24 protein-coding genes and 2 pseudogenes are annotated in these 23,156 nt (G+C 64.3%); 4 read left to right on the forward strand and 22 right to left on the reverse strand.

What is annotated here, in order from left to right:
* Positions 1-55 precede the first annotated feature (55 nt).
* Both MB901379_RS14890 and MB901379_RS14895 read left to right on the forward strand, forming a co-directional pair.
* The gene (locus tag MB901379_RS14890; RefSeq protein ID WP_158017367.1) at positions 56-1,135 is read left to right on the forward strand and encodes a DUF190 domain-containing protein; all 1,080 of its coding nucleotides are present in this window, start codon (positions 56-58) and stop codon (positions 1,133-1,135) included.
* 24 nt (positions 1,136-1,159) lie between these two features.
* Positions 1,160-1,330 (forward strand): hypothetical protein, encoded by a 171-nt coding sequence (locus tag MB901379_RS14895; RefSeq protein WP_158017368.1) that lies wholly within the window; start codon positions 1,160-1,162, stop codon positions 1,328-1,330.
* A 35-nt stretch (positions 1,331-1,365) separates the two neighbouring features.
* Here the strand turns inward: MB901379_RS14895 and MB901379_RS14900 are convergent, their stop codons facing one another.
* From MB901379_RS14900 to MB901379_RS24715, 7 genes and pseudogenes are all read right to left on the reverse strand, one after another.
* On the reverse strand, positions 1,366-2,094 hold the full coding sequence (locus MB901379_RS14900; protein ID WP_158017369.1) for a 3'(2'),5'-bisphosphate nucleotidase CysQ: 729 nt from the start codon (positions 2,092-2,094) through the stop codon (positions 1,366-1,368).
* A 38-nt stretch (positions 2,095-2,132) separates the two neighbouring features.
* On the reverse strand, positions 2,133-3,317 hold the full coding sequence (locus MB901379_RS14905) for an acyl-CoA dehydrogenase family protein (RefSeq protein WP_158017370.1): 1,185 nt from the start codon (positions 3,315-3,317) through the stop codon (positions 2,133-2,135).
* 13 nt (positions 3,318-3,330) lie between these two features.
* Positions 3,331-4,119, reverse strand: a complete 789-nt coding sequence (locus MB901379_RS14910) for an SDR family NAD(P)-dependent oxidoreductase (protein ID WP_158017371.1) — start codon at positions 4,117-4,119, stop codon at positions 3,331-3,333.
* Entirely contained in the window at positions 4,116-4,559 is a 444-nt protein-coding gene (locus MB901379_RS14915) for an SRPBCC family protein (RefSeq protein WP_158017372.1), read from the reverse strand. Before MB901379_RS14915 ends, MB901379_RS14910 begins: the two co-directional genes overlap by 4 nt.
* A 169-nt stretch (positions 4,560-4,728) precedes the next feature.
* Positions 4,729-4,899, reverse strand: a pseudogene (locus MB901379_RS25440) (HNH endonuclease signature motif containing protein); the annotation flags it as partial.
* 59 nt (positions 4,900-4,958) lie between these two features.
* Positions 4,959-5,078 (reverse strand): annotated as a pseudogene (locus MB901379_RS25195) (DUF222 domain-containing protein); the annotation flags it as partial.
* Positions 5,079-5,088: 10 nt separating this feature from the next.
* Complete coding sequence (locus MB901379_RS24715; protein WP_232021862.1) at positions 5,089-5,241, reverse strand: hypothetical protein; 153 nt, start codon at positions 5,239-5,241, stop codon at positions 5,089-5,091.
* A 125-nt stretch (positions 5,242-5,366) separates the two neighbouring features.
* Here MB901379_RS24715 and MB901379_RS14925 point away from each other — a divergent pair, with 125 nt between their 5' ends.
* Positions 5,367-6,272 carry a haloalkane dehalogenase gene (locus tag MB901379_RS14925; protein ID WP_158017373.1) on the forward strand — a complete coding sequence of 302 codons (906 nt, stop codon included), beginning with the start codon at positions 5,367-5,369 and terminating at the stop codon, positions 6,270-6,272.
* A 286-nt stretch (positions 6,273-6,558) separates the two neighbouring features.
* On the opposite strand, the gene MB901379_RS14930 is transcribed toward MB901379_RS14925, so the two are convergent.
* From MB901379_RS14930 to MB901379_RS14970, 9 genes are all read right to left on the reverse strand, one after another.
* A complete protein-coding gene (locus MB901379_RS14930) occupies positions 6,559-8,007 on the reverse strand; it encodes a bifunctional aminoglycoside phosphotransferase/ATP-binding protein (RefSeq protein ID WP_158019195.1) in 1,449 nt (482 codons plus the stop codon).
* A gap of 86 nt (positions 8,008-8,093) precedes the next feature.
* Positions 8,094-8,987 carry a universal stress protein gene (locus MB901379_RS14935; RefSeq protein WP_158017374.1) on the reverse strand — a complete coding sequence of 298 codons (894 nt, stop codon included), beginning with the start codon at positions 8,985-8,987 and terminating at the stop codon, positions 8,094-8,096.
* A 251-nt stretch (positions 8,988-9,238) separates the two neighbouring features.
* Complete coding sequence (locus MB901379_RS14940; RefSeq protein ID WP_174237030.1) at positions 9,239-10,888, reverse strand: sensor histidine kinase; 1,650 nt, start codon at positions 10,886-10,888, stop codon at positions 9,239-9,241.
* A 255-nt stretch (positions 10,889-11,143) separates the two neighbouring features.
* Positions 11,144-11,794, reverse strand: coding sequence for a hypoxia response regulator transcription factor DosR/DevR (dosR, locus tag MB901379_RS14945; RefSeq protein WP_158017375.1), 651 nt, complete (start codon positions 11,792-11,794; stop codon positions 11,144-11,146).
* Between the two features lie 162 nt (positions 11,795-11,956).
* The gene (locus MB901379_RS14950; protein ID WP_158017376.1) at positions 11,957-12,739 is read right to left on the reverse strand and encodes a universal stress protein; all 783 of its coding nucleotides are present in this window, start codon (positions 12,737-12,739) and stop codon (positions 11,957-11,959) included.
* A gap of 81 nt (positions 12,740-12,820) precedes the next feature.
* On the reverse strand, positions 12,821-14,863 hold the full coding sequence (locus MB901379_RS14955; protein WP_174237031.1) for an erythromycin esterase family protein: 2,043 nt from the start codon (positions 14,861-14,863) through the stop codon (positions 12,821-12,823).
* Positions 14,864-14,879: 16 nt separating this feature from the next.
* Positions 14,880-15,308 carry an Hsp20/alpha crystallin family protein gene (locus MB901379_RS14960; protein WP_158017377.1) on the reverse strand — a complete coding sequence of 143 codons (429 nt, stop codon included), beginning with the start codon at positions 15,306-15,308 and terminating at the stop codon, positions 14,880-14,882.
* Between the two features lie 111 nt (positions 15,309-15,419).
* Positions 15,420-15,695, reverse strand: a complete 276-nt coding sequence (locus MB901379_RS14965; RefSeq protein ID WP_158017378.1) for a hypothetical protein — start codon at positions 15,693-15,695, stop codon at positions 15,420-15,422.
* 111 nt (positions 15,696-15,806) lie between these two features.
* Positions 15,807-16,787: an Acg family FMN-binding oxidoreductase gene (locus MB901379_RS14970; protein WP_158017379.1), complete on the reverse strand. Its 981-nt coding sequence runs from the start codon at positions 16,785-16,787 to the stop codon at positions 15,807-15,809.
* A 435-nt stretch (positions 16,788-17,222) separates the two neighbouring features.
* Here MB901379_RS14970 and MB901379_RS14975 point away from each other — a divergent pair, with 435 nt between their 5' ends.
* Positions 17,223-17,642, forward strand: coding sequence for a pyridoxamine 5'-phosphate oxidase family protein (locus tag MB901379_RS14975; RefSeq protein WP_158017380.1), 420 nt, complete (start codon positions 17,223-17,225; stop codon positions 17,640-17,642).
* Here MB901379_RS14975 and MB901379_RS14980 read toward each other — a convergent pair.
* The 6 genes from MB901379_RS14980 to MB901379_RS15005 are packed head-to-tail and all read right to left on the reverse strand — an operon-like array spanning position 17,599 to position 23,136.
* Complete coding sequence (locus MB901379_RS14980; RefSeq protein ID WP_158017381.1) at positions 17,599-18,105, reverse strand: hydrogenase maturation protease; 507 nt, start codon at positions 18,103-18,105, stop codon at positions 17,599-17,601. The genes MB901379_RS14975 and MB901379_RS14980 overlap by 44 nt on opposite strands.
* Positions 18,102-19,394 carry a Ni/Fe hydrogenase subunit alpha gene (locus MB901379_RS14985; protein ID WP_158017382.1) on the reverse strand — a complete coding sequence of 431 codons (1,293 nt, stop codon included), beginning with the start codon at positions 19,392-19,394 and terminating at the stop codon, positions 18,102-18,104. The genes MB901379_RS14980 and MB901379_RS14985 overlap by 4 nt, the downstream gene beginning before the upstream one ends.
* Complete coding sequence (locus MB901379_RS14990) at positions 19,391-20,149, reverse strand: NADH-quinone oxidoreductase subunit B family protein (protein ID WP_158017383.1); 759 nt, start codon at positions 20,147-20,149, stop codon at positions 19,391-19,393. Before MB901379_RS14990 ends, MB901379_RS14985 begins: the two co-directional genes overlap by 4 nt.
* Positions 20,150-21,010, reverse strand: a complete 861-nt coding sequence (locus MB901379_RS14995) for an FAD/NAD(P)-binding protein (RefSeq protein ID WP_162334391.1) — start codon at positions 21,008-21,010, stop codon at positions 20,150-20,152.
* Positions 21,003-22,145 carry a 4Fe-4S dicluster domain-containing protein gene (locus MB901379_RS15000; protein WP_174236954.1) on the reverse strand — a complete coding sequence of 381 codons (1,143 nt, stop codon included), beginning with the start codon at positions 22,143-22,145 and terminating at the stop codon, positions 21,003-21,005. The genes MB901379_RS14995 and MB901379_RS15000 overlap by 8 nt, the downstream gene beginning before the upstream one ends.
* Complete coding sequence (locus MB901379_RS15005; protein ID WP_158017385.1) at positions 22,135-23,136, reverse strand: Acg family FMN-binding oxidoreductase; 1,002 nt, start codon at positions 23,134-23,136, stop codon at positions 22,135-22,137. Before MB901379_RS15005 ends, MB901379_RS15000 begins: the two co-directional genes overlap by 11 nt.
* Positions 23,137-23,156: the final 20 nt, after the last annotated feature.

A 23,156-nucleotide genomic window follows, 5' to 3' on the forward strand; every position in this document is an offset into this window, starting at 1 on the left:
TCGGAATCGGCGCTGACACCGAGAACTCTTTCACTGCAGTGCTTGAGGAGCGGCCATGGACGACGATTGTCTGACCGTGAGCGCCTATTTGGCTGAACGTCGGCGGACCGACGACGGCTTCCTCGCCGACCTGTTGCTCGGCCTCTTCCAGCAGCGCCAGATCGCTTCCAGCATCGTGTTGCGTGGTGCCGGCGGCTTCGGGACCGGGCGGCACCTAAGGACCGATCGGTCGCTGACGTTGTCCGAGGACCCACCCGTGGTGGTAATCGGCGTGGACACCAGGCAAAAGATCGAGGCGCTGCTCGACCCGGTTCTTGCCCTTCAACAACGCGGCCTGCTTACCATCGAACGGGCCCGGATGCTGCGCGGAGACATCAGCCCGCTGGAAATGTCCAGCGCACCAGGCGAAGCGGTCAAGTTGACGATCTACGTCGGCCGCAAAGAACGCGTCTACGGGGTGCCCGCGCATGTCGCCATTTGCGACTTGATGTATCGACGCCAGCTGGCCGGCGCGTCAGTGTTCTTGGGAGTAGACGGCACCCGCCATGGACAGCGCCAGCGCGCCAACTTCTTCGCCCGCAATACCGACGTTCCGATGATGATCATCGCGGTGGGTAGCGGCGAAGTCATCAGTCGCGTATTGCCGGAACTGGGTGGGTTGCTTAGGAATCCTTTGATCACGCTAGAGCGGGTGCGGGTGTGCAAGCGCGACGGTGAACTGCTGGAAAGGCCGCATGCGTTGCCTGCCAGCGATGAACATGGCTTGCCGCTGTGGCAACGGTTGATGCTCTACACCTCCGACTCCGCACGGTATGACGGCGTCCCGATCCACCGGGCCGTGATCCGGCGGCTTTATCAGCGAAAGAAGTCCGACGGTGCGACCGTATTGCGCGGTATCTGGGGCTTCCACGGCGATCATCAGCCCCACGGCGACAAGCTGCTCTCCCTTAGCCGCCATGTTCCAGTGGTCACCATCGTCATCGACACTCCCGACATCATCGCCGAATCGTTCGATGTGGTTGACGAATTGACCGGCGACTACGGCCTGGTGACAAGTGAAATGGTGCCCGCCCTGGTTTCCGACGACGGCGTCCAGAGCGGGGGCAGGCCAAACCTGGCTCGCTACGAGTACTAGCCGTGCCCGTGCGGAGGCGGGGATATGCGACAAAGGCCATCGATCAGACGGATGATCGACCGGCTACCCACGTTCGTCATCGCCACCGGAATCGCGGCGATCGTCACCGGCTCGGTTGGCTTCACCGTGGCCATCGCGCTGATTGTGGTCGGCAGCGTGGCATCGGGCTTGTTGGCGCGCTTGGCCACCCGATGAGCCCGTCGCGGCCCGTACGTCCCGGCGGCAGCAGTTCAGCAGGTGGCGGCCAGTACCTCTCGAGCCAGCTCCGGGCGGCATACCACCAGGTCGGGCAGCTTAGGATCGGGCTGGTTGTAGGCCAGGGCAGACCCGTTGATCCGCGAGGTATGCAGGCCGGCGGAGCGGGCCACCGCCACCGGCGCGGCTGAGTCCCATTCGAACTGGCCGCCCGCGTGGACGTACACATCGGCCAGCCCCTGCACCACCGCCGCCACTTTTGCACCCGCAGAACCCATCTCGACCAAGGTGCCGTCGAGCGCATCGCGCACGGCGAGGGCAACAGCGGGCGGACGGGTACGCGACACCACGATGCGTGGCTTGTCAGGTGCCACCGGCGGCGGCTCCACGTGTGGTGTCGCCAAGGTGATGCCCTGCGCAGGCAGGGCCACGGCTCCCGCGATGAGCTCGCCGGCCTGCCACAGCGCCACGTGTACCGCCCAGTCATCGCGTCCGAGTTCGGAGAACTCACGCGTTCCGTCGAGCGGATCGACTATCCACACTCGCTGGCAGCGCAGTCGGACCGGATCGTCGACGCCTTCCTCGGACAGCACCGCGTCCGCAGGACGCTGGTTACCGAGTGCTTCCATCAGGAAATCGTGGGATCGCTTGTCCCCTGCCGCTTTTCGCTCGCGTACATCCGCATCCGCGAATTCCTGCCGCACTGCGAGCAGCAACCTGCCAGCCTCGGTGGCCAACTGAGCCGCCAGTTCGTGGTCATCCACCGCGAAACCATACAACACCGACCCCGCGATGCCTGGGCTCAGAGTCCGAAATGATCCTCGGTGAGACCAAGCCAGATTTGCGCGCAGTCCATTGCGACCTTCTCGCTGATGAAGGCGTGCTGGGTACCCGTGTACATGTCGCGGAAAGCGCGTTCGAGGCGACTGCCCTCTCGAATCGAACTGGTGCCGGCAACCAAATGCGCCCACTCCGCGCAGCTTCGCGAGGTATCGGTGGCGAAGACGGCAGCCGCACGCATGTCCGCCCGCAAGGTGGGCGTCAGGTCTTCGCCGGCGGCGACCGCGGCTTCGGCCGTGCTGAAGGCGTCGAGTACCAGCAGACGAGCGGCACGCCACGCCGCGACGTGATGAGCGAGGCCTTTCTGGAAGGTGGGGCGACCGGCCAACGACGCCATGTCGCTCATCCGATATTTCGTCGCCGCCAATTCCGCGACATCGTCGAGCATGCTCTTGGCGACCCCGAGCGCCCACGACGCGTGACCGGCCGCGGTCACCGGCATCAAGCCCATCCGAGTGGCCGGTGAACTTCCCCGACGCGGTTTGCGGACAAACAAGGCAAAGGTACGGCTTTGCGGCACAAACACGTCCTTTGCACTGTAGTCGTAGGATCCGGTTCCTTTGAGCCCTTGCACGTGCCAGCCATCGTCAAAACTGATCTCTGCGCGCGGCACGACGGCGACCCGCATGTCGGGAAGACCCTCACTGACCCAACGCATTTCACCGTTGTCCATCGGGAAGAACCCGGTCGCTATGTACTGCGAATGACCGATACCCGACCCGAAACTCCACGACCCGCTCAGCTGGTAACCGCCGGCAACGGTAGTCCCCCGTCCGTTGGGAAAGAACTGGCCGCCCATCGTGACATGGTTGTCGTGCGCGGCGAACACCTCGGCGAATCCGTCGTCGGGAAGATAGCTGGCGGCCGCGAACGATGACGGCAGGTTCGCGATCCCGATCCACCCGAACGACCCATCCTGCCAAGCCATTTCGATCCATGTCTCGATCATCTCGGTGAAGGATGGTTCCAGGCCACCAGCAACCGCGGGATTGAACGCAGACATCAGTCCCGTCGCCCACATTTCGTCCACAATCGCATCGGTAAGAGTACGGATGCGCTCGGATTCGCCAGCTTGGTCCTGCACCAACTCGCGCATCCCGCGAGCCAACGCAATGACCCGACCGCTCGCTTCGGTTGTCGATGTCATGCGTTTTCCTGCCTCATTTCGGGAAGCCGAACAGCTGGACAACCCCGTGGTCGCGGCCTGCGGTATAGCCGCCATCGACAGCAATGGCCTGACCCGTCACAAACGAGGCGTCGGGCGACAACAGAAAGGCGGCCACGGCAGCGATCTCCTCCGGCCGGCCCAGCCGTTGCAACGCATGCTCCTCGGTGATCGACGCCCGCGGGCCCTCCATGCCCGGCATGCCCAGGACGCTTTCGGACATCGGCGTCTCGATGAAGCCTGGGCAGATGGCGTTTGCCCGGATGCCACTCGGACCGTAGTCCAGCGCAATGTTCTTGGTCAGCAACACGACACCGCCCTTTGCCGCGTTGTACGAGCTACCGCCCGCGGTGCCTTCGAGGCCTTCGATGCTGGCCAGGGTGACTATCGAACCACGCTCGCCATCGATGCGAGGTTGCTCGATCATCCGCGCCAGTGCGGCCTTGGCCACCAGGAATGTGGCGGTGAGGTTGATACCGATGACGCGGTCCCATTCGGACCGCGGGAGCAGATGGACCGGGCCGCCGCCGGCAACCCCGGCGGAATGGACGACGCCATCGAGGCGGCCAGGCACGGCGTCGAATGCTGCGGTGATCGCCGCTTCATCGGTCACGTCGGCGGTCACGAAGGCGAAGCGCGGTCCCAGATCCTGTTGCGGGTGGTCGAGGTCGGCGCCGACGACCGAGGCACCGTCGTCGAGCAGCCGTCGGGCGGTAGCCAGGCCGATCCCGGACGCCGCACCCGTGACCAGAAATGCTCGCGAGTTGGTGCGCTGAGCACTCACCGTGGCGAGCTCTCCAGCGCCTTGGCACAGCCGGACAGGATCGCCCGGAAGCTCCAGCGCAGCAGCGGTCGGGTGAGGGCCTCCAGCACCTTGCCACCCGCACGAGTGGGGTGCGTATAGCTGGTCAGCCAGTCGACGTGGGTACCGGCATCCGACGCGGTGAATGTCAAAGTGCCGCCCTCGTGATCAAACGGTGGGATGGCACGGACGATCAGGTAGGAGTAGCTGCGTGGCCGGTCAAACGCCGTGATCTTCTCTCGGAACCAGGTGCCGATGCCGATCACCTCGCGCACGGCACCGGTACCGGGCGGCGGCGAACCCTTGGCGTAATCGGACTTGAGCACCAGCGGAGCCGTGGCCAAGCTGGCCGGGTCGGCTAGCCAGTCGAAGACTTGATCCAGGGGCGCTGCGATGGTCTGCTGCAAGTGAATCTCGACCATGAGAACTCCCGTCTAGCGGCCCCACGTACTCCCGCACATGCTAGACCCAACGGCGAGTGGTTGCGAAGGCTCTTCAGAGACGATCACGCTGCACTCGACTTCTTTTCTGTGAGAGCATCTTTCACCCGTGCCACGAAAGTACCACTCTTGCCAGCATCGCCGGTGGGCTTCGCGCGCATTGCGGTTGCGGCACATCGGCACCGGGGGCCGACAACGCCGGGAAAAGCAAGGCGCTGCCCGGTGTGGTGACATAGGTTTGCCCGTCGGGCAGCGACCAGATAACCGTGCCGTCTGGTAGTTGCCGGTCACGCCAGCCCCAAAACGTCTTGAGCAGGTGGTGTTTTCAGCATGCCGAAAGTCGATCCCGCCGGCCTGAAACACCGCACCCACCTGGGGTGGCCGTTCCCGCATCGCACGGGCATACCGCAGGTTGCTGTGACCCATTGCCACACTGGTACCGAGCGCCGCAGCGACCGCGGCCGCCCACCGCCTCACAGGTGTCGGCCGCCCACTCCGCATGCTCACCGTGCTACACCAGCCGCAGCCGAAACAGCTCGTCGATGGCGACCAGACGCTCGGCCGCGGTGCGGGATTCGGTGCGCGCGGCCTCGATGATCCGGGTCAGGACGTCAAAGCCACCGTTATCGAACATCTGTGCGATCATGCCGAACTCGACCGACATTGATTCTGACCACGCGACCCGGTTCACTGGTGCCCTGGACGGTAAGCGGAAAACCGTGCGCCTCGGCTCGGGTTGTCGAATGGGTGGGCACGTTGCGCGTCGGGATGCGATAGGGAGTTGGGGTCATGGATGTCCTGAAAACGCCGGATGCTCGATTCGAAAACCTGGTCGGCTACCCGTTCGCGCCGCACTATGTCGATGTCGCAGCCAGCGACACGCCAGAGTTGCGCATGCACTACGTCGACGAGGGCCCTACCGACGGATCACCCATCGTCTTGTTGCACGGCGAGCCGACCTGGAGCTATTTGTATCGGACGATGATCCCGCCGCTGCGCGACGGCGGAAACCGCGTGCTCGCACCCGACCTGATCGGCTTCGGTCGCTCCGACAAGCCCACCCGGATCGAGGATTACACGTACCTCCGTCATGTCGAATGGGTGACGTCGTGGCTAGTGAAGCTCAACCTGACGAACGTGACCCTCTTCGTTCAGGACTGGGGATCGCTGATCGGCTTGCGCATCGCCGCCGAGCAGGGTGATCGAATTGCCCGCTTGGTGGTGGCCAACGGGTTCCTACCAACCGCGCAGCGACGCACACCGCCGGCCTTTTACCTTTGGCGAGCCTTCGCCCGCTACTCCCCCGTGCTACCCGCGGGTCGCATCGTGGCCACCGGAACGGTGCACAAGGTTCGCGCTGAAGTGCGGGCCGGCTACGACGCCCCTTTCCCGGACAAGCGGTATCAAGCGGGGGCCCGGGTCTTCCCGCAGCTGGTACCCACGTCACCCAACGACCCGGCAGTGCCGGCCAATCGGGCCGCATGGGACACGCTCGGCCGGTGGGAGAAGCCGTTCCTAGCCATCTTCGGCCGTCGCGATCCGATTCTGGGCCGAGCCGACCGTCCGCTGATCCAACACATCCCCGGGGCTGCCGGCCAGCCGCACGCCCGGATCAACGCCGGCCACTTCATTCAAGAGGACAGCGGGCCAGAACTTGCCGAGCGCATACTTGCTTGGCAACGGGCGTTGCCCTAGACCCGGCAAACCTTTGGGACGGACCCCGCGACGCCACCACATCACAGGCTCGATAGGTGCACGCAACGGCGGCTGTGGCAGGCGGTAGCGGGCAGCACCGGCGATGGTGCCCGCGCCGGTGACGACGAACGGAATCTTGGGCGCCCACCGGGACCCGCGTGATCTACCGTCGGAACCGGCTGCGCCGGTCGGCGCCTATTCGAGCGCCCCGGTCAGCGGTTGTCGGAGCTTTGTTCGGCACTGAAGGGCATTGCCCGGCCACAGTTTCGAGATCCGTTGACATGATCTACTCCAGCTCGACGGCTTGACACCAGGCGATGCGGGCCTCGTGCAGTGCTCGCTCATGCGATTTCGACGTGTCGATTCGGACCGAGGAGTGCCAGCCATGGTGCTGCGCGGCCAGCGTCGCGGCGATCTCGGGCGTCGCGTCGGAATTGCCCGGCTCCCTTGCGCTGATTCGATCGGACGCAACGCGAATAGGTACCGTGCACTGCAATTCCACTAGCGCCGAATGTGTTTCGCTCGCAATGCGATAAGCTTGCGCCCTCATCTGCGGATCTCGCCAGGTCGCGTCGAGGATCACCGACCGGCCACTTGACAGACACAGGCGCGCTCGACGCAGGGCTACCTCATAGACGGCAGCGACGTTTGCCGGTGCATACAGCCCAGCGTCCACAACATCCGTCTCGCCGCTGATCGCACCCCAATCCTGCAGTTCACGACGTACATCGTCGGTGGAGATCACCTGGGCCCCAACCTGTTCGGCGAGCCCTCTAGCCAAGCTCGACTTTCCAGTGCCCGGGCTTCCACCCACCAGCGCCAGCCGGATCGTACCGTCTTGCAGGTGCTGCCGGGCGATGTCTAGGTGCCGAGCAGCGTGTGCAGCGGCTTCAGCTTTACCCTGCGAGAGTCGAACGCAGTCGGTCTTCGCCCGCACCACCGCCCGATATGCGATATAGAAATCGCACAGCGGCATGGGCGCCGGGTCGCCGGAGTGCGCAACGTAGCGTTGCAGAAAATATTGTCCAAGGTCCTTGCGGCCCAGAAACTCCAGGTCCATGGCAAGAAACGCAGCGTCATCGATGCGGTCGACCCGGCGAAGTTCATCGTCGAATTCCAGGCAATCCAGCAGCGCCGGACCGTCGTCAACGCAAAAGATGTCGTCCGCGAGCAGATCGCCGTGGCCATCGACAATGCGGCCTTCCCCGATCCGTCGGGTGAATAAAAGGCCACGGCCACGGAGGAATTCGCCGACAAGGTGCTCGATCTGTCCGATCGACTCGTCGGTCACCGTGGTGCCCCCATGGCGATGCAGCTCGGACAGGTTCTCGCGCCAGAGTTGCTCGATGGCACCCGGCTCGCCCCGGGCGTCAATCGACAAACCACGTTGTGCATGATCGTGAAACCGAGCCAGTACACCGGCGATGGTGTCCAGCACGCCCCGCACAACCTCGTCCGACTCGGCTCGGTTCGCTAGCGATGCCAACCGGTCCTCGTCGCGATAGCGTCGCATGACAACGACCGGTTCGGCGGCCCCTCCCGCCGGATCGCTGAGATACCCGACACCGAGATAGCTGCCGGGCGACAACCTGCTGTTCAACTCGACTTCGCGTCGGCACGCATGCTCGCGTTGCTCAACCGTCCGGAAATCCAGAAAATCGGTCTTTACCGGTTTCTTCGCCTTGTAGGCTCGGTCGCCGACCAGCACTACGACCCCCGTGTGGGTTTCGTGCATGTCAACGTAGGGAACGAAGGGCAACTGGGACGCCTCGGGCCCGATGGCCGCGGTCGACGATCGGACGGTCTCTCGCTCGGTTCTGATCACGGCCGTGCCACGATCACCGGCGTACTTGCCGAGTGCACAACCGCATTGCTGACCGAGCCCAGCAGCATGCCGGTAAATCCGCCTCGTCCATGGCTTCCGAGCACGACCAGCTGTGCCGTTTGCGCTTGATGAATCAGCTGTCGAGCCGGTCGATCACATACGACCACTCGATGCAGCCGCACGTCGGGGTAGCGCTCCTGCCACCCGGCCAGGCGTTCGGCTAGAATCTGCTCCGCTTCATCTTTGACCGTCGACCAGTCCCAGCCGGGTAGGTCGACAACTTCAAGGTCGCTCCACGCATGCACCGCGGTGAGCGCCACACCTCGACGTGACGCCTCGTCGAATGCGATCGCCGTCGCCGACTCTGAGGCCGGCGAGCCATCGATGCCCAGTACCACGGGCGCTCGCTCGGGATCCGCAGAATGCGGCAGTGACGGATCCTCGTCGCGGATCACCGCAATCGGACAATGCGCGCGGCGCAACAGACCGGAACTAACCGAGCCAAGCAATCCACGGGCTACCGCTCCGCGGCCGTGGCTGCCTACCACCACCATTGCCGCCTCGTCGGACATTTCCACCAGCGTCGGCACCGGCGGTGACCATCTCAGCTCGCAGCTGACCGGGGCACCGCGCACTGCGCTCGCGATTTCTTCGGCGGTCTTGACCGCGTGTTCGAGGACCTGGCGACCGTCTTCTTCCTGCCATACCGCCATGCTCATCGACATCGGCATCGCCGGCCACATCGGCACGGCCCCGTTCACCATGTGAACCAAGGTCAGTCGCACGTGGCGGATCGCCGCATCGCGCGCCGCCCACACCACAGCAGCGTCGGACGCCGACGATCCATCGACACCAACCACAATGCCGTGACGCTTCATCGGTACAGACATGTCGTTCTCCTTGGTCACCGAAAACGCTATTACCCAGCCATCTGTAGGTCGTGAGGCTTAAGTCACCAACCGCGCGGACCACCGGCCTTCATCCGCGTGCTTGGCGTCGATCAGTCCGGGACCAATGGTGGTAAACGAGGGTCAAACGGCAGTCGCTGCGTTCTGCTCGGTGTTGCCGCGCCGCGCCGGGCATTCCGTACTTGTGGTTCACGATTGACCGGCCGCTACGATGGCGCCCCCGTGGTTGGCGGTCAGTCGGCAAGCGGAGCGGTCCAGTGGACCCGGGTGCCGCCCTCGGGCGGATTGCTGATCTCACAGCTACCACCGAGTTGCTCGGCACGATAGTTCATATTGGCCAGGCCGCTGCGGCGCGAAATGTCGGCGGGCATGCCGCACCCGTTGTCGACGATGTCGATGCTGAACATGTCATCGACGCTGACCTCGACAGTCAGCCGCGTTGCACCCGAGTGGCGAATGGCGTTGCTGATGGCCTCGGTGGTGACCGCTTCGGCGTGCTCGGCAAGTTCGTCGCCAACCGCCGTCATCGGTCCCACCACGTGGACGGTGGTGGCGAGGTCGCGATTGTCGGTTAGATCGGCAACCACAGTTTGAATCCGCCGGCGAAAGCCGCCATCGTGCCCAGAAGCGGATTTCAGGCGGAAGATACTGGTGCGGATTTCCTCAATGATCGTTTGCAAGTCATCGAGCGTGCGGTTGAGCCGGTCGATGACCTCAGGTGACCGCGCCCGGGCCAGCGTGCCCTGCAGATCCATCCCCGCGGCAAATATCCGTTGAATCACGTGGTCGTGTAAGTCATGTGCAATACGCTCGCGTTCCGCCAAAATGGTCAACCGTCGAGCATCCTCGCGCCCCGAAGCGAGCATCAATGCAATCGCGGCGTGCCTGGCGAACTGGGTCATCAAATCGAGATAGCTGGCGTCAAAGGGCTGCTGCTCCGCACTGCGCGCCACGGCGAGCACTCCGGCGACCCGATCATCGGCGCGCAGCGGCATCACGATCGCCGAGCGCTGAGCGACGTCGGTGAAGGCGGGGATCGGGTAGCTCAGTGTCTCCGTGATCAGCGGCTCGCCGGCCCGGAAAACGGTGCCGGTGGTAGAGCTGTCCACCGGAATCCGTTGGCCGACAACCTCGGTCGCATGCTGACCGACCGCGGCGGACACCACCAGGGTGTCGATCTCCTCAACCGGTAGATCGGAGTCGATCGGGACCAGAACGATGGCCTGTTCGGCGTCGGTCAACGTGCGAGCACGTTCGGCAATCATCTGCAGCGGACGGCCCTGCTGAGATTCGGTGCTGGACAGCAGGGCGGCGGTGATCTCTCGGCTGGCCTCCATCCACTTCACCGACGTCCGTTCGCGCTCGAAGAGTTGCGCATTGTCGATGGCGACCCCGGCCGCGAACGCCAACCCGCGGGCGGCGAACTCGTCAGATTCGGAGAACACGCGGCCGGGATCCACGTGGGTCAGATACAGGCTGCCGAACACCGTGCCCCGGATCGTAATCGGCACTCCGAGGAAGGCACGCATGGGCGGGTGATGCTCCGGGAACCCGCAGGCCGCAGGGTGAGTGGTGAGATCGTCCAGACGCAGCGCCGGCGTCTCGACGAGGGAGACGCCTAGCACGCCCTTGCCGACCGGCAGGTGCCCGATCTGCCGGACCGCCACATCGTCGAGTCCCGTGTGGACGAACCTGACCAGCGATCCTTCGGGATCACGGACCGCCAGGGCCCCGTATGGCGCCGAGGTCAATTCCCTAGCCGCGAAGATGATCCGACGAAGAGTCGCGTCCAGGTCGAGGTCCGACCCAATCTCGACGATCACGCGTAGCAAGCGCTCCATTTGATCGCGAGCGGCGAGCAACTCGTCGAGCTGAGCGTGCATCCTGCTAACTAACCCAGGCTGACCAAGCCCAGCAAAAACGGATCCGCTTTCGCCGCTGGACACCCGACCCGATACCTCCACGACCCACTTCCGGTAGTCGTTGGTTTCTAACGCTCCGCCGCGGCGTCATGAACCTGGTGCCCAGCCTAATCACGTGGTGATCGATCAGCCAATATTGGCGCTGAGTCAGCCGGCCATCCCGAAGTCAACCGGCAACCAATTGCCATGCGGATGGTGCATACCAGCAAACGACCGCTACGGCGTGGGCGGCATCGACCCCTGGTCCAGCCTTGAGGCAAACACCGCGGCCTGCGTCCGCCGCTCCATGCCGAGTTTGGATAGCAGACGCGATACGTAATTCTTCACCGTCTTCTCGGCGAGAAACATTCGAGCGGCGATCTGCCTGTTCGTCAGACCCTCGCCGAGATGCTTGAGCAATGTTCGTTCCTGCTCGGTCAGTCCGGACAACGGATCCGGACGCTCGGCGTCTCCACGGAGCTTCGCCATCAGCGCTGCCGCCGCCCGATTATCGAGTAGCGATTTGCCGGCACCAACGTCCTTGATCGCCCGGGCCAGCTCCATACCCTTGATGTCTTTGACGACGTACCCGCTGGCGCCCGCCAAAATCGCGTCCAGCATCGCTTCATCGGAAGTGAACGACGTCAGCATCAGACACCGTAGCTCGGGCAAATCGGATAGCAGCTCACGACACAGTTCGATGCCGTTGCCGTCGGGCAGACGCACGTCAAGCACCGCGACATCGGGCCGGCAGGCAGGGACCCTCGCTATCGCTTCGGATACCGATCCCGCTTCGCCGACAATCTCCAACTCTGGGTCGGAGGCCAGCAGATCGGCCAGCCCGCGACGAACCACTTCATGGTCATCAACCAAGAAAACCCGAACCATTGCGAGTCCTTCCAGCCGACCGCGGCCAACTCGGGAATCACGAAAGCGGCAGGCAAACATCCACGCTCAACAATTCCCCACCATCACTGGTATCAGATAATGACCCTTCCGGCCCGGGAAACGACAGATCACCCCGCGCACCCCATCCGCATCAGCATCGACTCAGTGCCGAACCAGAAGCACCGAGCAGTCGGGATAGCCCAGAATGGGATGACAGTTCGGGGTGACAAGTCCTGGCAGCTCATCGGCCTCGGACGCCCCGACCACCGCCAGGTCGATTGCGCTGCTGTCGCGCTCGACCTCGCGTGCACCGGTACCCGAGGCGACGATCTGGACCGGTACGTCCGGATAGCGGCGCACCCAGCTGTTTATCCGACGATCGATCTGCCTCACCGTGGCGTGCCGGCGCCGCCCCTCCTCCATGGCCACATGCACGACTTCGTCGTTGTCGGCTTCATCGTTGAGCACGACGGCTATCAGACCGATCTCGATCGGCGATCCGTCGGGGTGGGTACGGATGATCGCCACGGGACAGCGTGCATGCTTGACCAACGCGGCCGCAGTCGGGCCTAGCACCCCATCAGCGCCCCGCCCTCGCTTGGCGGTGCCCACGCAAATCAGCGCCGCATTTTGCGATTCATCGATTAATACCTGGTCCGGATCGCCCGAGAGCATCGCCGTTTCGATCTCGACGGGTTTGCCTTCGCTCTGTGCTGCGCTGTGCACGGCGCCGACCGCCTGAGACAGCACCCTTTCACCCCGTTCGAAATCCCACTCGGAGGGCGACTCCGACCCGACACGCTGCGCGCCCCGTGGGATGACATAGACCAGGCGAAGGGACAGCTGCCGACCAACCGCTTCGTCGATCGCCCATTGTGCGGCGGTGATCGACGCCGGCGCACCGTTAACCCCGACCACCACCCACTTGGCGTCCAATTGGTTCATGTCGACTCCTGACATTTTCGATACGCGCTGGCCGCCGGATCGACCGGGTCCACACCGAACGGCCCCGAGGCGCGCGTGGGGCTACAGGCCACTCGGGTAGGTTTCCGGCGTCTTACCGCTAGTCCACAAACTCATTCGGTCAAGTGGCTCCAGCGCCCGGGTCTCATCGATGTGGATCATCGCGTCGAATTGATCGGCGGGGCGCACGTGGAAGTAGTGGCTTTGCCGTTCCGTTGCGGGCAGGTAGATCACCCCGATGGCACGACCCAACCGAACGACCGACAGCGGATCGGCGGCCTCGGGGCTGACCACCGCGGACACCAGAAACGCGTCCTTGCCGGTCTCGTGGAACAGTTCTTCAACGCTGCCGCTGAGCGCGGGTCGAACCACCTTTCGTTCCGCAGTGCCGCCCCATTCGCTGGCAGCCGTCACCGAACCGGCATACGTGCACAGCCCAATGAGCCGGGAATCGTCACCGTAGCGCTGCCGGACCAACTGGCCGAGGGTCAGCTGTCCGTCTGCCGACACTTCGGTGGCCCTGGCGTCTCCGACATGAGAATTGTGGGCCCACACCACTATTCGAGCGGGTAGGCCATCGCCGTGGCGGTCCAGATGGTTTAGCAGCGCGTCCAAGGTTTGTGCCATGTGCTGGTCGCGCAGATTCCATGAGGTGACTCGACCGCTGAACATCGCGCGGTAGTAAGCCTCTGCATTACGTACCGTTAGCGCGTTTTGCCCGGCATAGAACGCTTCGTCTGCAGCGAGCAGTCCGTCCCTGCGGGCGTAGGCCAACGCGTTGCGTTGCGTGTCAATCAATTGCTCGATGGCTTGACGTTCACACGATGGTCCGGCGCCAAACGCCGCCGCATATCCATACGCCTGACCATCTTCGGCCGACGTGTGATCCAAGCACGCGTACCGCGCCCGAGCCCGCGCCGCCGCGGTCGGGTCGACCTTGTCGAGAAAGCCGATCACTTCCTGCATCGACCGGTGCAGGCTGTAGAGGTCCAAACCGTAGAAGCCGGCTTGGCCCTCACCGAAGGATTCGTGCTGCCGGTTGCGTGCTCGCAGCCACTCGACGAAGTCACGGACCACCACGTTGCGCCACATCCAGGCCGGAAAGCGCTGGAAGCCGCCCAACGCCTGATCGGCGCTGTTGTCCTCTCCCATGCCGCGCACGTAGCGATTCACCCGGTAGGCGTCGGGCCAGTCCGCTTCGGCGGCAACGGCACAGAATCCCTTCCGGTCGATCAGCCATTTGGTGATGGCGGCCCGGGCCTCGTAGAACTCGTGCGTGCCGTGTGAACTCTCGCCGATCAACACAATTCGCGCATCGCCGACGAGTTCCTCAAGCGATGTACCCGGCGGAAGACCGTCGGGGGCATCGACGGCCGCGCTTCTGATCACCTCGGCCGCCATGGGCGCCGCGGGCCTGATCACCGAGATTCCGGTCGTCGGGGTGGCCAGCAGCCGGCGCACCTCTCCGTCGGTGACCTGGCGGAAGTCCCAGAACGACTCCCCGACCGCCAGAAACGGGGTGGGCATGGACGCGCATACGACGTCATCGACAAGGCCGGCGAATTCCCGGCAGGTTGATTCCGGAGCCGCCGGTACCGCAATGACTATGTGGGCGGGTTCGGCTTCGCGCAACGCCTGCACCGCGGCGAACATGCTTGCGCCAGTCGCCAAACCGTCATCGACGAGGATCACGGTCTTACCGGCGACCTCGAGCGGTGCCCGCCCCGCCCGATAGGCGGCCTCGCGCCGGACCAGCTCACGGCCTTCACGCTCTGCGATGTCGCGCAGTTGTTGCGGCGCAATACGCAACGCCCGCACCACGTCGTCATTGATGACGACGCGGCCGCCACTGGCCAGTGCCCCCACGGCAAACTCTTCGTGGTGGGGGACGCCGAGTTTACGCACGATGAAGGCATCCAGCGGGGCCTGCAAAGCCGCGGCAACCTCCCAGGCGACCGGGATACCGCCCCGCGCCAACCCCAGGACAATGACTCCCGGCCGGTTCCGATACGCACTCAACAGATTTGCCAGCACCTGACCTGCCTCGCGGCGGTTGCGGAACATTGGGCGCGGCGAGTGCCGAGACGTCTCGGCTGAGCTGGTCATGGCACGCCTGGTTTGGTCAGTTAGCGGACTTGACCCGAACGCGACGCGCGGCTGGTTTGGGCTCCGAAACGGGCACCGAGACGGTGAGAATGCCGTTGTCATAAGCCGCCTCGATGCAGTCTTCGTCGACGCCGGCGGGCAGCGACACGGTCCGCGCGAACGAGCCGTACGAGAACTCGGATCGCCCGTTGAACTCCTTCTTTTCGCGGCGCTCGGCCTTGATAGTCAGCAGCCCGTCGCGGACCGTGATGTCAATGTCGTTGGTCGGGTCGACGCCCGGGATTTCCGCTCGCACCACATAGCGACCGTCTCGTATCTCGTCCTCGAGCTTCATCAGCCGGCCATCGAATCCGGGACGCAGGCCGGCGAGGGAAGGTAACTCAAAGAGCTCGGAAAACTCGGGGAAAAGTGGCCGCGGCCGACGCTGGGTGGGAAGTGCGTTCATGATCGGTCTCCATCGTCCACGTCTGTCGACGGGTGGTGTCGACGTGTGATTTCTCCGTGTAATCCATCCGACCAGTCACCACCGGCCGGCGGTAGGGACCGAAGTCCCCTGCTAGCGGGTCGTTCGTCGGCTTTGATTGGTCGCTGAGCCAGGATGGGGGGCCGCACTGATGTATGCCATCACCCGACTGAGAATGAGGTCGTAGGCGTCGCCGTCTTGAACCAGACGCACCAGTCCCTGGCGCCGCAGAAAGCCGTCGAGACGCCGATCAAGAGACCATTCGGCATACAGCTGGTTGTCCGCATATGCCGACCTCAGAAATTGGCCCGCCAGCGTATCGGCGTCAGAGTCGGTGGGCGGTGGCGGACCACCCAGGGCAGACACCATTTCGCTCCCGTGTGGACTACCCGGCTCGGGTTGATCACCGGGCTGGGCACCATACTTCGGCCCTTTCGCCGCAAGGCATAGGGTCTGAAGTCCCGAATGCGCGCCCGCGCTCTAGCGTCGGATCTCCAACACTTCACCCAACGGTCGCCGCGGCGTCGGCGCCGGGATGTCCCCCGAGGGTCCCGCACCGATTCGAATCAACAGCTGAGGCTCCCCGGTGCCGCCGGTGAGATCCCGAACGATGTCCCGGCTGGCTTCCATCTCCGTGACATGGGTTACCGGGCACGTCCCCAAACCCGCCAGAGTGCATTCCAGCAGGATCGCCGAGAGTGCCCGTCCACACCTGAGGGCATCCGCACGCGTGTACTCCGGCGTGGACAGCACCACGATCTTGGCTTGGTCCTGCCGACTGGCGGAACTGTGTTCGCTGCGCCAGTCGGCGGGAAATGAGCGGTTCACCCCAACTCCTCGGGCAGCCGAGCCGGAGGCCAGCGCGCTGGGCGGTATTCCCTCGGATTCCCGCAAAGGCGCTGTCCACCAGTTCAATTCATGATGATAGCAATCGTCATAGCGGCGCAGGGATTCAGTGAGCCGAGACGCCTCCACCAAACGTGGCCGCGCATCCTCGGTAAGGACCGCGAGCTGGACCGCATCGCCGTCGACCGAAGTGCGCAGCACAGGTTCCAACGAAGCCCAGTCTTTGGGCGCACGGAACGGACGCCGATCGGTCCGGCGAAGCGAAATCGCATCGGCGCGATCGTGTCTGGCCCCCGCCACGCAGTCCATCGCGGCGAAGTCGATCGAGGCCAGGTGGTCCAGATTGTTCGGGTTGGGGAACTGATCGATGTTGGTGGCCCAACCGGCGGCGGCCATTGCGACCTGGAAATGATCGAGCAGAGCGCCGCAACTGATCACCGCTTCGCGGCCCGAGCTGTCCGCCGAGGTCAGCATCCGATGTGGGTCGACGAACAGATCGACGACCGCGCTGCCGGCCACCCATCGCCAGGGTTGACTGTTGTGCAACGAGGGAGCGCGACATGCCAGCCCTACCGCATTCGCTATCACTGCGGTGTCGACCGTCGTTTGGGTCATCGTGCTCACCTGTCCTTCCGACTTTCACCCTCGCCGATGGCGCCGTCGTACACCAGGGTCCTTGGTCACGTGGCCCCACCGCATTGGACCTCGACGGACCGACGGGCCATTCAAAGAAGCGCCGGTCACTGGATCTGAGGATTTCTTCTCAATTGCCCACACGGGCGGCGGAAAACGACGACGATGACGACGCCTCCTACCCGCCTAGGGGCCGCGCCACCCACGCGCTACGAGCGCGCGCGTAAACCGTTCCGGTGGAACACCTTTAGAACATTCACCAGCGGCTTTGCGTCGAGATCCCGGGTTGGCGTAGGCCCCCTGGACGCTCAACGATCGACTTTTGTCGCTACCGGGCGGGACTTTCGGCCGCCGCCTTCGGGCGGGCGTTTTTAATAACATCATGCTTGTGACCTATCGAAGGAGAGGGGCTGGCTGATGTCGGAAGTGGGTGCGGGGATCACCGTTCTGCCCGTGAACGAATGCTGGGACCTGATGAAAAGCGTCTCGTTGGGGCGGCTGGTCACCAGCGTCGACGGCCGACCGCAGATCTTCCCGGTGAACTTCGTGGTCCAGCACCGCACGGTGCTGTTTCGCACCGCGGAAGGCACCAAGTTGGTCAGCACCGCGATCAACAACCAGGTGTTGTTCGAAGCGGACGACCACACGGTCAGCGAGGGCTGGAGCGTGATTGTGGAAGGGCGAGCACGCTCACTGCACAGCGATGAGGAGCTCGAGGAGGCCGAGCGGGCACACCTGTTGACGTGGACGTCGACTGAGAAAACCCACTACGTGCGGATACGTCCGGACAACGTCACGGGTAGGCGGTTTCGGTTCGACGCGCCGCGACAGGAGTAGCTCGCTTCGCCTCGTCGGCTCCGGTTATCGCCTCGCGGGCCATGCGGACCAACTCCGGCACGGCAGCCGCGACCTGTGGCGTCAAACCGACGCCATGGCCTGTGTCAGCAACTTCGACGACAAACACCTCCAGCGCAGCGGGCACTCGACCCAGCACCTGACCGAGTGCGTACGAACCAGCAACGTCGACGCGGTGCGAACTCCTTGCCGCCGAAGCGGAGACCACCTCGGTCAGCGAGCATCGAATCACCCGACCCGGGGTTGACGGCGTCCTCACCGCGGCGTCAATCACCACGGCTAGCTCGACGCCCGACCACGCCTCCAGCAGACTCAGGGGCTCCACGACGCCGGTCACCACAGCGACACCGGGCAACGCCAGCTCGCTGATCTCACCCGCGGCGACAACGCCCACACCGTCGTCGCGACGAAAGCGGTTGCCCAGGCCGATCACAACGGCTTTCACCGGCGCTGCACCGTCAGCGTCAAGAAGTGAGCCGAACACGAGATACACGGGTCGTAGCTACGAATCACGCGTTCACACAGGGTGGTTAACGCGGAATCGTCAAGGGCTAGGTTTTCCGACACCACATAAGCCAGGTCGGCCTCGATGGCCGCCTGGTTCTGCGATGTGGGGGGGATCATCGTCGCCGCGGTGATCAGGCCGTCCGCGTCGATACGGTATCGGTGATACAGCAGACCGCGGGGTGCTTCACTGACACCATGCCCGACACCCGCACGGGCCACCACATCGACGAACGGGCGCTTGGGACGCTGGTAATTGTCGATGATCCGCAACGCCTCTTCGATCGCGTAGACCACTTCGACGGCACGGACGATGATGCTGCGGAACGGGTTTCGGCATTCGGCCGATAGCCCGGCCCGTCTGGCGGCCTGGGCGGCCATCGGTGAGAGCGCGGCCGAGTTCAGCGCAAACCGGGCCATCGGTCCGGTCACATAGCAGCCGCCGTCCAACGTTGCGTGCAACGCGGTCGAATGGGGCACCTGCACCTCGGCAACATGGCCGGTGAAGTCGGCCACCGAAAAAGACCGGCCGGCGCTGCGGGCAATGGCGCCATTCTCGATCGGGTAGCGGCCGGGCTCGGTGAGGGCCAAGAACTCATGTTCAAATTCCAGGTCAGGGAACGCGAAGCCGGATACCCACTCCACGGTGGCCAGCGCGTAGTCCAGCGCGCGACGCAATTGCTCGACGATCGGTCCGAATTCCGAGTGGGTTGGCACCGAATAGAACCCACCCAGACGCACATTGACCGGATGTATGGCGCGACCGCCGACGAACTCCATCAGCCGGTTGCCGGCCTTCTTCAGGGCCAGGCCGCGCTCGACGATCTCACGCTCGTCGCGCGCCATCGCGATCGCGTCGGGGTAGCCGAGAAAATCCGGCGCGTGTAGCAGGTAGATGTGCAGCACGTGGCTGTGGATCCATTCACCGCAGTACAGCAGGCGCCGCAACGCGATAAGGTCTTGGTCCACGACAACGCCACAGGCTTCTTCGATCGCGTTGCAGGCACTGACCTGATAGGCGACGGGGCAGATGCCACACACCCGCGCGGTGAGATCCGGCGGTTCAGTGTAGGCACGTCCCCGCAGGAACGCTTCGAAAAACCTTGGTGGCTCATAGATATTGAGTTCAACGCGTTCCAGCGCTCCGTCTTTCAAGGTGACGTGCAGTGCGCCTTCGCCTTCCACTCTGGTCAACGTGCCGACGCTGAGCGTGCGGTTCGACGGATTCACTGCTTGCTCCGTTCGGCGGCGAAACTGGCGACGTTAAACGTGGAGAACACCCGATCGATCTCGCCATCGGTCATCCCGTCACGACGTAACAACGGGATCAAGGTGGCGGTCTGGGGCACCGCGGACGGACCGAAACAGCCATAGCAGCCGCGATGGTGTCGTGGACACAACGCCCCACAACCGGCGTGCGTCACCGGCCCGAGGCAAGGAATGCCGTCGGCCACGACGACGCAGGTCACCCCACGTAGCTTGCATTCTGTGCACACCGTCTTAGCGGGCAGCCGCGGTTTACGTCCGATCAGCAGCGCCGAGAGCGTATCGAGCAACTGGCCGCGGTCGATGGGGCAACCGTGCAACTGATAATCAACGGCGACGTGCGCCGAGGCCGGCGTGGAGGTCGCCAGCGTGTCGATGTACGCCGGTTTGGCGTATACCACCGACGCAAACTCTGCGACGTCGGCGAAGTTGCGCAGCGCCTGCACTCCCCCGGCCGTTGCGCATGCCCCAATGGTGACCAGCAGTTTCGATTGCTCGCGGATTTCCTGGATGCGTTGCTCGTCGTGGCGGGTGGTGATCGAGCCTTCGACTAGCGACACATCGTAAGGCCCGCCGACCATCTCGCTGGATGCCTCGGCGAAGGTAGCGATTTTCACTTGGTCCGCGATCGTCAGCAGCTCATCCTCGCAGTCCAGCAGGGTCAACTGGCAACCGTCGCAGGAGGCAAATTTCCATACTGCCAGTGTGGTTGGTCTCATCTATAACTCCTTCACCCGAAGCAAAGGGCCGGCTAGGTCGTAGCCAACGACGGGTCCATCGCGGCACAGCAGCAAAGGGCCCAGCTGGCAATGACCGCACCAGCCGATACCGCACTGCATGTTGCGCTCGAGTGAGACCCGAATATCACGGGCAGCAATGCCTTTGGCCACCAATGCGTCGGCGCCGAATCGCAGCATCGGCTCCGGACCGCATAGGAACGCGGTGGTGTGATCGGGGTCCAACGTGAGTCTGCGCAGCGGTTCAGTGACCAGACCAACCTCGCCGCGCCAACCCTGGACCGGGACGTCGACGGTGACGTGCAGTTCTATCTGCGGGTCCTGAGCCCACTTTTCGAGTTGGGCGGCAAACACGAAGTCCGCCCGGGAGCGGGCGCCCACAATGAGCGTCAGCTTGCGGTAGCGCGCGCGCTGAGCCAGCGCGCCCAGCACCGCCGGACGCAACGGGCACAACCCGACTCCGCCGGCTACCATCACCAAGTCCCGGCCGGCGGCCGCGTCCAGCCCCCACGTGGTACCGAATGGTCCACGCACCCCGACAATCGTGCCCGGTTCGGCGTCGCGCAGGGCGCTGCTGACCTTTCCCACCGCGCGGACCGTGTGGGTGATCGAGCCGTCAGTGACGGTGGGGTCGCCGCTGATCGAGATCGCCGCTTCGCCAACACCGAAGGCGTAGAGCATCATGAATTCGCCCGGCTCCGGGGCCCGCACCGCCGCCCCGACCGGCGTCAGGCACAATGTGGCCGAATCCGGGCTCTCCACAATACGACTGCGCACCCGGTACGGGACGGGGGCCATGGCCGAAGTCGCTACCGCATCGCTGTTCGTGGCGTGATCAGCCATCACCGGCCATCTTGTTCATCTCGGCGGTGATGTCGATGCCGGTGGGACACCACGCGATGCAACGCCCGCAGCCAACACAACCCGACATGCCGAATTGGTCGTGCCAGGTACCCAACTTATGAGTCAACCAGTGCCGGTAGCGGGAAGCGCCGGACTGTCGGACACTGCCACCGCCGTGGACATAGGTGAAATCGAACTCAAAGCATGACGCCCAGTGCCGCCAACGTTCGGCATGTTCACCGGTGAGATCACTGACGTCTTCGGTGCTGGTGCAAAAACAGGTGGGACACACCATCGTGCAGTTGCCACACGTCAGGCATCGGCTGGCCACTTCGTCCCACTGCGGCGACTCGCGCGACCGAACCAACAGGTCCCGCAGATCGGTGTCCGGCATGTGGCGGCCCATCCGATCCGCCGCAGCCTCGACATCGGTGCGCGCGCAACGGACTTGATCGCTGCTGGCCGGAGTGCTCGACAGCGCCGCCAGCACGTCGGCGCCCGCTGGGCTACCGACATCGATCAGGTAGGTCACCTCGTCTCCGTCTAGACGCTCGGTCAACGCCAGGTCGTAGCCCGGTCCGACCGCTGGTCCGGTACCCATCGATGCGCAGAAACACAGCCCGCCGGGCTCCGTGCAATTCACTGCGACCACGAAGATGCGTTGCCGGCGAGCCACATACGAGCTATCCGGGTATTCAGTACGACCCAACACCCGGTCAAGCGTGGCAATCGCGGCCAGATCACAGCCGCGCACACCGAGCAACGCGTAGCGCGGGACCTCGGTTTCGGATTCGGTGACACTGGACCCGTCAGGGGAGCCGGCCCACATCCGCTGTCGCGGCGGGTGCAGGAACTGTTTCCAGGACTGCGGCCCAGACGAATGCCCAAACACCGCGGCATCGTCGCGACGACGTACCCGATAGTGTCCGGGCCCCACATCGACACCCCAGCCGCTTGGAAGATCGTGCGCCGACTGCAGTTCGGCGAGCACAATGGCGTTGTCGCGCAACGTCGGACCGATCACGCGATAGCCTCGCTCGATCAGCACCTCGATGAGGCGGTGCAGCCCGGTGGTGTCCAACAACAAGGTGTCGGGCACCGCAGCATCGGATTTGCCGCCGGGCCTAGTCGGCACCGCAGTATCCGTATTCTGCGGTCCACTGCACAACGTCCGACAACGGACGTCTCGGGGTAGCCGGCAACGGATCGGCGTTGATCGGTGCCCAACCCACCCGCAGCAGCATCTGCGGATGATCGCCATTGCCAAAGACATCGGCCCGGACCGCTGCACGGGTTTCGCCGATCTCCAGCGGTTCGGTGACCGGGCAACTCGCCAGCCCCATCGCCGTGGCCGTGAGCAGCAAAACGCTGGTCGCCTCGCCGGCGCGCAGTTGGGCCAGCCGATCATCGGAGCGGGTTCCCAACGCCAGCATCACCGCATGGTCCTCCGCCACCGAAGCGCCCGGCGGCATCCCCAGCCCCGGACCCGCAAATTGCCGACTGGGTAGCGGTGCCGCGGAATCCGGCACGGGCGTGTTGCGCGCCGGCACGCCGACCATCGCAGCGTGCCGCCCGCTCCACTGCGTCGGCTCGGCGACATATTCCTCGTTGGCCGCATGGTCCCGGACCGACTTCGCCACAATCGCGTTCAATCTGTCCATGGCATCAACTTGGCGAAGCGTTACCCCTTTTCGGGCCGCCCTCGCCGCCATCAACGCGATGTCGTTCACCGGCACCGCCCAGAAGCTGTAGTGCCGTCGATCGGTTCGTCGCCGCGGTATCGCGGCGGCCAAAGTGATATCCAGCTGATCGGCGCTGTGTCGCGACACTTCAATGGCGGCAAGATGATTCGCGTCGGCCGGATTGGGCAATCGCGCCACCTTGGCCGACCACCCGACCGCTGCCAGCGCAACGACACAGTGATTCAACGCCGCACCGCAGCTCAACATCAAATCTCGCCCATCCGGGTCGGTGTTGGGTAGCTGCAGGCCGGTGTCGGCGTAGAGATGCAAGGACGACGCGCCCACCCGCCACCGCCACGGCTGCGTGTTGTGCACGGAAGGTGCGCGACAGGCGAGGGTCAGGACGGTCTGGATGGTGCCGGAGTCGGGAAAACGAGCGTTCATGGTTGCTGCTCCTTGCCACG

Origin of the sequence: Mycobacterium basiliense, assembly GCF_900292015.1 — a bacterium.
Classification (GTDB): Bacteria; Actinomycetota; Actinomycetes; order Mycobacteriales; family Mycobacteriaceae; genus Mycobacterium; species Mycobacterium basiliense.

Coding starts and splice junctions, on each gene's coding strand:
- MB901379_RS14925 (WP_158017373.1), top strand. CDS start 5,367: ATGGATGTCCTGAAAACGCCGGATGCTCGATTCGAAAACCTGGTCGGC.
- MB901379_RS14995 (WP_162334391.1), bottom strand. CDS start 21,010: ATGGCTGATCACGCCACGAACAGCGATGCGGTAGCGACTTCGGCCATG.
- MB901379_RS14895 (WP_158017368.1), top strand. CDS start 1,160: ATGCGACAAAGGCCATCGATCAGACGGATGATCGACCGGCTACCCACG.
- MB901379_RS14930 (WP_158019195.1), bottom strand. CDS start 8,007: ATGCACGAAACCCACACGGGGGTCGTAGTGCTGGTCGGCGACCGAGCC.
- MB901379_RS14960 (WP_158017377.1), bottom strand. CDS start 15,308: ATGAACGCACTTCCCACCCAGCGTCGGCCGCGGCCACTTTTCCCCGAG.
- MB901379_RS14905 (WP_158017370.1), bottom strand. CDS start 3,317: ATGACATCGACAACCGAAGCGAGCGGTCGGGTCATTGCGTTGGCTCGC.
- MB901379_RS14950 (WP_158017376.1), bottom strand. CDS start 12,739: ATGAACCAATTGGACGCCAAGTGGGTGGTGGTCGGGGTTAACGGTGCG.
- MB901379_RS14975 (WP_158017380.1), top strand. CDS start 17,223: ATGTCGGAAGTGGGTGCGGGGATCACCGTTCTGCCCGTGAACGAATGC.
- MB901379_RS14890 (WP_158017367.1), top strand. CDS start 56: ATGGACGACGATTGTCTGACCGTGAGCGCCTATTTGGCTGAACGTCGG.
- MB901379_RS14935 (WP_158017374.1), bottom strand. CDS start 8,987: ATGTCTGTACCGATGAAGCGTCACGGCATTGTGGTTGGTGTCGATGGA.
- MB901379_RS14970 (WP_158017379.1), bottom strand. CDS start 16,787: ATGACCCAAACGACGGTCGACACCGCAGTGATAGCGAATGCGGTAGGG.
- MB901379_RS14990 (WP_158017383.1), bottom strand. CDS start 20,149: ATGAGACCAACCACACTGGCAGTATGGAAATTTGCCTCCTGCGACGGT.
- MB901379_RS14965 (WP_158017378.1), bottom strand. CDS start 15,695: ATGGTGTCTGCCCTGGGTGGTCCGCCACCGCCCACCGACTCTGACGCC.
- MB901379_RS14955 (WP_174237031.1), bottom strand. CDS start 14,863: ATGACCAGCTCAGCCGAGACGTCTCGGCACTCGCCGCGCCCAATGTTC.
- MB901379_RS15005 (WP_158017385.1), bottom strand. CDS start 23,136: ATGAACGCTCGTTTTCCCGACTCCGGCACCATCCAGACCGTCCTGACC.
- MB901379_RS14940 (WP_174237030.1), bottom strand. CDS start 10,888: ATGCACGCTCAGCTCGACGAGTTGCTCGCCGCTCGCGATCAAATGGAG.
- MB901379_RS14915 (WP_158017372.1), bottom strand. CDS start 4,559: ATGGTCGAGATTCACTTGCAGCAGACCATCGCAGCGCCCCTGGATCAA.
- MB901379_RS24715 (WP_232021862.1), bottom strand. CDS start 5,241: ATGTCGGTCGAGTTCGGCATGATCGCACAGATGTTCGATAACGGTGGC.
- dosR (WP_158017375.1), bottom strand. CDS start 11,794: ATGGTTCGGGTTTTCTTGGTTGATGACCATGAAGTGGTTCGTCGCGGG.